General features: G+C 73.6%; 6 protein-coding genes. 5 read left to right on the top strand and 1 reads right to left on the bottom strand.

The genetic code is table 11. The features are described 5' to 3' along the window. A partial coding sequence (locus tag VFW24_08155; GenBank protein ID HEX5266733.1) for a hypothetical protein occupies window positions 1–468 on the top strand: 468 nt, incomplete at its 5' end. Next, the gene (locus tag VFW24_08150) at window positions 387–2591 is read left to right on the top strand and encodes a dehydrogenase E1 component subunit alpha/beta (protein ID HEX5266732.1); all 2205 of its coding nucleotides are present in this window, start codon (window positions 387–389) and stop codon (window positions 2589–2591) included. The genes VFW24_08155 and VFW24_08150, both read left to right, overlap by 82 nt. Before the next feature lie 21 nt (window positions 2592–2612). On the opposite strand, the gene coaA is transcribed toward VFW24_08150, so the two are convergent. After that, the gene (gene coaA / locus VFW24_08145) at window positions 2613–3605 is read right to left on the bottom strand and encodes a type I pantothenate kinase (protein ID HEX5266731.1); all 993 of its coding nucleotides are present in this window, start codon (window positions 3603–3605) and stop codon (window positions 2613–2615) included. Between the two features lie 64 nt (window positions 3606–3669). Between coaA and VFW24_08140 the strand changes: the two genes are divergently transcribed. The 3 genes from VFW24_08140 to VFW24_08130 form a co-directional block, all read left to right on the top strand. Then, the gene (locus tag VFW24_08140; protein ID HEX5266730.1) at window positions 3670–4476 is read left to right on the top strand and encodes a metal-dependent transcriptional regulator; all 807 of its coding nucleotides are present in this window, start codon (window positions 3670–3672) and stop codon (window positions 4474–4476) included. A gap of 31 nt (window positions 4477–4507) precedes the next feature. Beyond that, entirely contained in the window at window positions 4508–6301 is a 1794-nt protein-coding gene (locus VFW24_08135; protein ID HEX5266729.1) for an acyl-CoA dehydrogenase family protein, read from the top strand. A gap of 10 nt (window positions 6302–6311) precedes the next feature. After that, on the top strand, window positions 6312–6712 hold a 401-nt coding region (locus VFW24_08130; protein ID HEX5266728.1), incomplete at its 3' end, for a hypothetical protein.

Below are 6712 nucleotides of genomic sequence, written 5' to 3'. Positions count from 1 at the left end.
CCGGCGCCGGACCCGGCCGCCTACCCGGTCGTGGAGGCGCCCGATCCGCAGCGGCGCCCGGCGGCGGACGAGACCTCGTTGGCGCCGGGAACGGCCCTGGCCACCCTCTGGTCCGCGGCCCACGCCGGCCAGGCCAGGCCGCTGCTCGAGCTGCTCCAGGACGATCTCCCCGCCTACACCGAGATGGGCCTGGCCCACCCCGGCCGTCTCATCCTGGCCGCCAACGGCGTGCTCACCGCCAGCGTGGTGCTGGGCCCGTGGATCCACGTCGGCTCGGCGGTGACCAACTTCGACAGCGTGACCGACGGCGCCGTGGTCGAGACCCGGGCGCGGGTGGCGGACCGCTACGAGCGCAAGGGTCACCAGTTCGTGGTGCTCGACGTGGTGTGGGTGGCGGACGGGCAGGTGGCGATGCGCGCCGCTCATACCGCCATCTACCGCCTCCGTGGTGGCACCATGGACGGATAGCCGAAGCCGCCTCCGCAGCCGAGGGCAGACCGCTCCGCCCGGCGGAGCACCGGGGCCTGCCGGACGGGGAGCTTCTCGAGGACTACCGCACCGCCTGCCTGTCCCGGGCCATCGACGACCGCGAGATCACCCTCCAGAAGCAGAGCCGGGCGTTCTTCCAGATCTCCGGGGCCGGCCACGAGGCGCTCGGGGTGGCGCTGGCCCGCAGCCTCCGCCCCGGCTACGACTGGTTCTTCCCGTACTACCGGGACCAGGCCCTGGTCCTGGCCCTCGGGGTCACCCCCTACCAGGTGCTCCTCCAGGCCGTCGGCTCGGCCGACGACCCCGCCTCCGGGGGGCGCCAGATGCCGTCGCACTGGGGCTCTGCCGATCTCAACATCGTCAGCCAGTCCAGCCCCACCGGGAGCCAGTGCCTGCCGGCGGTGGGCTGCGCCGAGGCCGCCCGCTACATCGTCGGGCGGGACCTGCCAGGGTGCGGGGCCCACGGGGACGAGCTGACCTACGTGTCGCTCGGGGAGGGGGCCACCTCCGAAGGGGAGTTCTGGGAGAGCCTCAACACCGCCTGCCGGCTGCACCTGCCGGTGCTGTACGTGGTCGCCGACAACGGCTGGGCCATCTCGGTGCGCTCGTCGGACCAGGCTCCGGCGCCGATCTCGGAGCTGGTGAGCGGGTTCCGCGGCCTGTACGTCCTGGACGTCGACGGCTGCGACTACTTCGAGAGCAGGACCGAGGCCGCCCGCGCCGTCGACCTGGTCCGGGCCGGGGTCGGCCCGGTGCTGCTGCGCGCCCGGGTGACCCGCCCGTACTCCCACTCCGCCGCCGACACCCAGAGCAAGTACCGCCTGCCCGAGGACCTGGCGGCGGAGGCGGCCCACGACCCGATCACGGTGTTCGCCGAGGAGCTGGTGGCCGGCGGGGTGACCAGCGCCGAGGAGGCCCAGGCCATACGCGACGAGGCCCGCCGGGTGGTGGCCGAGGAGGCGGCCCGGGCGCTGGCCGCCGCCGTTCCCGACCCGGCCGGGGTGACCGGCAACGTGTACGTGCTGCCGCCTCGGGGCGCCCCGGCGCCGGCCACCGAAGCCGGAGTCGAGGTCGCGGCCGACGCCCCGATCACCATGGGTGAGGCCATCCGCCTCACCCTCCACGAGCGGATGGCGGCCGACGAGCGGATCCGGGTGTTCGGGGAGGACGTGGCCGACGCCCCCGAGGACGTCCTGACCCGGGTCGAGGGCAAGGGCGGGGTGTTCGGTCTCACCGCCGGGCTGCAGCGGGCCTTCGGTGCCGCCCGCTGCTACAACACCCCGCTGGCCGAGGCCAACATCGCCGGCCGCGCGGTGGGCCAGGCGGTGCGGGGGCTCAAGCCCGTCCCCGAGATCCAGTTCTTCGACTACATCTGGCCGGCCATGCAGCAGATCCGCAGCGAGGCGGCCACGCTCCGGTGGCGCTCGAACGGCGCCTTCCGCTGCCCGATGGTGATGAGGGTGCCCATCGGCGGCTACCTCCGCGGCGGGGCCATCTGGCACTCGCAGTGCGGGGAGTCGATCTTCGCCCACATCCCCGGTCTCCTCGTGGCATTCCCCTCACGCGCCGCCGACGCCGCCGGCCTCCTGCGCTACGCCCTGTCGTGCGACGACCCGGTGCTGTTCCTCGAGCACAAGCACCTTCTCCGCCAGCCCTACGCCCGCGATCCGCAGACCGGTCCCGACCACGTCGTCCCGTTCGGGGAGGCGGCCGTGCGCCGGCCCGGGCGGGACCTCACGATCGTGACCTACGGCGCCACCGTGCAGCGCTCGCTGCTGGCGGCGGAGGAGCTGGCCGGCGAGGGTGTCGAGGCCGAGGTGCTCGACCTGCGCACGATCGTGCCGTGGGACCGCGACGCGGTGGCGGGCTCAGTGGCGCGCACGTCCCGGGCCCTCGTCGTCCACGAGGACGTCTACACGTGCGGGTTCGGCGCCGAGGTGGCCGCCTTCGTGGCCGATTCGTGCTTCGAGCACCTCGACGCGCCCGTGCGCCGACACGCCGCTCTGGACTGCCACGTGCCGTACGCCCCGGTGCTGGAGGACGCAGTGCTCCCGCAGGTGGCGGGCATCCGCGACGCCGCCCGGGAGCTGGCCCGCTACTGAGTCATTGCGGCGGGCGGCGTCCTAGAGCTTGCGGAGGTGGACCCGGTGGACGGCGTGGTCCGCCGCCTTCTCCAGGATGAGGTGGGCGCGCTCGCGCGTCGGGAGGACGTTCTCCCGCAGGTTCACGGCGTTGATCGAGCCCCAGATGCCCCGAGCGGTCGCCACCGCCTGCTCGGTGTCGAGCGAGGCGAAGCGGTGGAAGAACGAGTGCGGGTCGCGGAACACGGTGTCGCGCAGGGTGAAGAACCGCTCCACGTACCACTTCTCGATGTCGGACTCCTCGGCGTCGACGTAGATCGAGAAGTCGAAGAAGTCCGAGACGAACAGCCGCACCGAGCCGCCGCGCTCGGGCGGTCCCTGCAGCACGTTGAGGCCCTCGACGATCACGATGTCGGGCCGGCGCACCACCTGGGACTCTCCGGGGATGATGTCGTAGGCCTGGTGGGAGTAGACGGGGGCGGCCACCTCGGGCGCCCCGGACTTGACCGCCAGCATGAAATCGACGAGCCGGCGCTGGTCGTAGCTCTCGGGGAAGCCCTTGCGGTCCATGAGGCCCCGCTCCTCGAGGACCCGGTTGGGATGCAGGAAGCCGTCGGTCGTGACCAGGTCCACCTTGGGGTGGTCGGGCCACCGGTCGAGTAGGGCCTGCAGGATGCGGGCGGTGGTGCTCTTGCCGACGGCCACGCTCCCGGCGATCCCGATGACGTACGGCACCTTCAGCGCCGGGTGGCCGAGGAAGGTGTTGGCCGCCTGGTGGAGCTTCTGGGTGGCACCGACGTAGAGGTTGAGGAGGCGGGACAGCGGGAGGTAGACATCGGTGACCTCCTGGAGGTCGACCGCCTCGTTGAGGCCCCGCAGCCGGTCGAGGTCGTCCTCGGTCAGGGGGAGCGGGGTGGCGGCCCGCAGGGCCGCCCATTCCTCCCTGTCGAAGGCCCGGTAGCGGGAGTAGCCGTTGCGGCGCAGGGCGTCGACCGGGTGCTCGCCCAATGCAGCGGCATCCTCGGTCGCGGTCATCGGGCCGAAACGCTACGCCCCCTGGCATCTCTGCATCCCCCGGGCCCTGGATTAGTATGGGCGTATGGCCGACTTAGCCGTGGCTAAGGTTGCTGGCGCCGGGAATGACGCCCCCAAGGACGACGGGCCCAAGGACGACGGGCCCAAGGATGACGGGCCCAAGGATGACGTGGCGTTCGGGGACGAGAGGACGGGGGGCGGGCACCCGGCACCTTCGCCCGCAGCGGCGCGCTACCTCGAGGCGATCTACTACCTGTCCCACGAGGGCCAGGAGGTGCGCCCCGGGCGGCTGGCGGAGTGGATGGGGGTCAGCGCCCCGACCGTGAGCGTGGGCCTGCAGCGGCTGGTACGAGACGGCCTGGTGACGGTGGGCCCCGGCAGGACGGTCGCGTTCACCGAGGAGGGGGAGCGGGCCGCCACCGCGGTGGTGCGCCGGCACCGGGTCGTCGAGTGCTGGTTGACCGAGGAGCTCGGCTTCGACTGGGTCACCGCCGACGCCGAGGCGGAGCGGGTGGCCCACTCGCTGTCCGACGTGGTCCTCCAGCGCCTGTACGAGAAGCTGGGCCAGCCCGCCACGTGCCCGCACGGCAACCAGATCCCCGGCGCCCTCCAGGACCGGCGCGACCTGGTCAGCCTGGTGGCGCTGAGGCCGGGCGCGCCGGCCCGGGTGGCGCGGATCTCGGAGCTGGCCGAGCACGACTCCCCCCAGGTGCTGGGGCTGCTGGACAGCGAGGGCGTGGTGCCCGGCGCCCGCCTGGCCGTCGAGGGGGGCACGGGGGATCCCGGGGTGGTGGTGGTCAGCGTGGACGGGCGCCAGGTCGCGCTCAGCCGCTCGACGGCGGCCGCCGTCTGGGTCGAGACCTCGGCGTAGGGCGCCGGCGCCGGACCGTAGGCTCTCCGCCGTGCCCGATCCCCTCTCCGAACCCTTCGACCGGCTTCCGTTCGGGGGCCCGGACAAGGCCCGCCGCTACGACACCGGCCGCTACCAGGGCGCCGTCGGCCTCAACTGGTACAGCTGTGACCCGACGCTCCAGTTCCTGATGCGGGCGCACCTGGGGGCGGCGGGGATGGACTGGGCCGGCCCCCGCCTGGAGGCGCTGGGGGCGCTGATGGGCGGTCCGGTGGCGGAGCGGGCGGAGGAGACCGACCGCAACCCGCCCCAGCTGGAGAAGTACGACCGCTGGGGGCGCGACGTGAGCCGGGTGGTCGTGCCGGACAGCTTCGCCCGGTCGAAGCGGGAGCTGTTGGACAACAGCTTCTCCTCTCCGGCGTTCCGGGAGGAGGCCCGCGCCGCCGGCGTGAACCCGGCCCCGTTGGCGGCGGCGTGGAGCTATCTGCTCAACCAGGCCGAGATCGGGATGACCTGCGCCCTCGGGACCGGCGGGGACATGGTGGTCCGGCTGGCCGAGGAGTTCGCGCCGGACGAGATCAAGGCCCGGGTCCGGGAGCTGGTGGGCGGCAACGACCTCGGGGGCGAGGCCGCCCAGATGCTCACCGAGCGCACCGGGGGCTCGGACCTGGCCGCCCTCGAGACCACGGCCACCCCCGCCGGTGACGCCTGGCTCCTCAACGGCTTCAAGTGGTTCGCGTCCAACGCCAACGGCTCGGCCTTCGTCGTGCTGGCCAAGCCGGAGGGCGCGCCCGACGGGACGCGGGGGATAGCCCCGTTCCTGGTGCTGTGGGAGCGGCGGGACGGGTCGCGCAACGGCATGCGCATCCGCCGCCTCAAGGACAAGCTGGGCACCAAGGCGGTGGCGTCCGCCGAGGTCGAGTTCGTCGACGCCGAGGCGTTCCTGCTGGCGCCGGGACCGTCGTCTCCGTCCGCGCCGTCCCCGGACCGGGCCACCGCGCCCGGAGACGGCCGCGGCCTGGCCCGCATGATGGAGCTGACCAACGGCGCCCGTCTCGGCATCGCCATGATGGGGCTGGGCTGCGCCCGCAGGTCGCTCGTCGAGTCGCTCTGCTACGCCCGGGCGCGCGAGGCCTTCGGCGCCACCCTCGTCGACCAGCCTCTGGCCCAGCGCAAGCTGGCCGAGCTGATCGTCGAGGTGGAGGCGGCGCAGGCGCTGGTGTTCGACGGCTACCTGGGTCCGCGCCTGCGGCTGGGGGCGCCGCTGATCAAGCTGCGCGCCGCCCGCCTCGGCATCACCGCCGCCAGCGACGCCATCGAGGTCCACGGTGGCAACGGGTACATCGAGCAGTGGCCGGTGGCGCGGATCCTCCGCGACGCCCAGGTCAACACCATCTGGGAGGGCCCCGACAACATCCTCTGCCTCGACGTGCGCCGGGCCATGCAGAAGGAGCAGGCACATCTGCCGTTCCTGACGCGGGTACGCGACGCCCTCGGAGCGGCGCCGGCGGACGACCCGGTCACCACCGAGCTGGTCGCGGCCGCCGTCGCCGGGCTGGAGGAGGCCATCTCCCGCTGGGAGCGCCTGGACCCGGTCGTCGGCGAGGCCCGCCTGTTCCCGCTGGCGCAGCACATGGTCGACGTCTACGCCGCGGCTCTGCTGCTGGAGCAGGCGGGGCGGGAGCGGCAGCTCGACGGAGGGAACCGGAAGGCCCTGGTGGCGCGCCTCTATGCCCGGTCCCACCTGGCCCGGCGCGACGCCGTCGACGCCATCGTGGCGCCGGCCGAGGAGCTGGAGCGGTTCAAGGAACTGGTCGACGGGGCCCTGGTGGACCCCCGGCGCTGAGGTCGGCCCGTTGAGCGCCACCGGCCGCCGCCTCACCGGCTCGTTCGGGCTCGTCTTCGTGCTGGCCCTCGCCGCGTCTCTGGCGACGGCCCACGGGTCGCCGGGTTCCGATTCGGGCGGCTTCGCCGTGGAGATCTACGTCCTGCACCACTACCACTCGCTTCAGGTGAGCGTGGCCCTGGCGGCGGTGGCGGTGGTGTTCCTGGGACTGTTCGCCGGCGGGGTGGCGACCCAGCTCCGGCGGGCCGACGAGGCCACCGGGGACCCGTGGGCGCCGGCGTTCACGGTCGGAGCGGCGGGGACGGCGGTGCTGCTGGTCGCGGCGGCGGCGGCCCAGGGCGCCTACCAGGAGATGTCGCACTCGGGCGCCATCCCCGAGCAGGTGCAGGAGGTGTTCCGCCTGAGCAACGG

The sequence above is a fragment of the Acidimicrobiales bacterium genome (genome assembly GCA_036273495.1).
Classification (GTDB): domain Bacteria; phylum Actinomycetota; class Acidimicrobiia; order Acidimicrobiales; family JAJPHE01; genus DASSEU01.
The sequence above is the reverse complement of the archived record's forward strand: the minus strand, read 5'-3'. Positions and strand labels throughout refer to the sequence as shown.

Excerpts from the sequence above, each read along its gene's own strand:
- coaA (HEX5266731.1), bottom strand. The coding sequence starts at position 3,605 with ATGACCGCGACCGAGGATGCCGCTGCATTGGGCGAGCACCCGGTCGAC.
- VFW24_08140 (HEX5266730.1), top strand. The coding sequence starts at position 3,670 with ATGGCCGACTTAGCCGTGGCTAAGGTTGCTGGCGCCGGGAATGACGCC.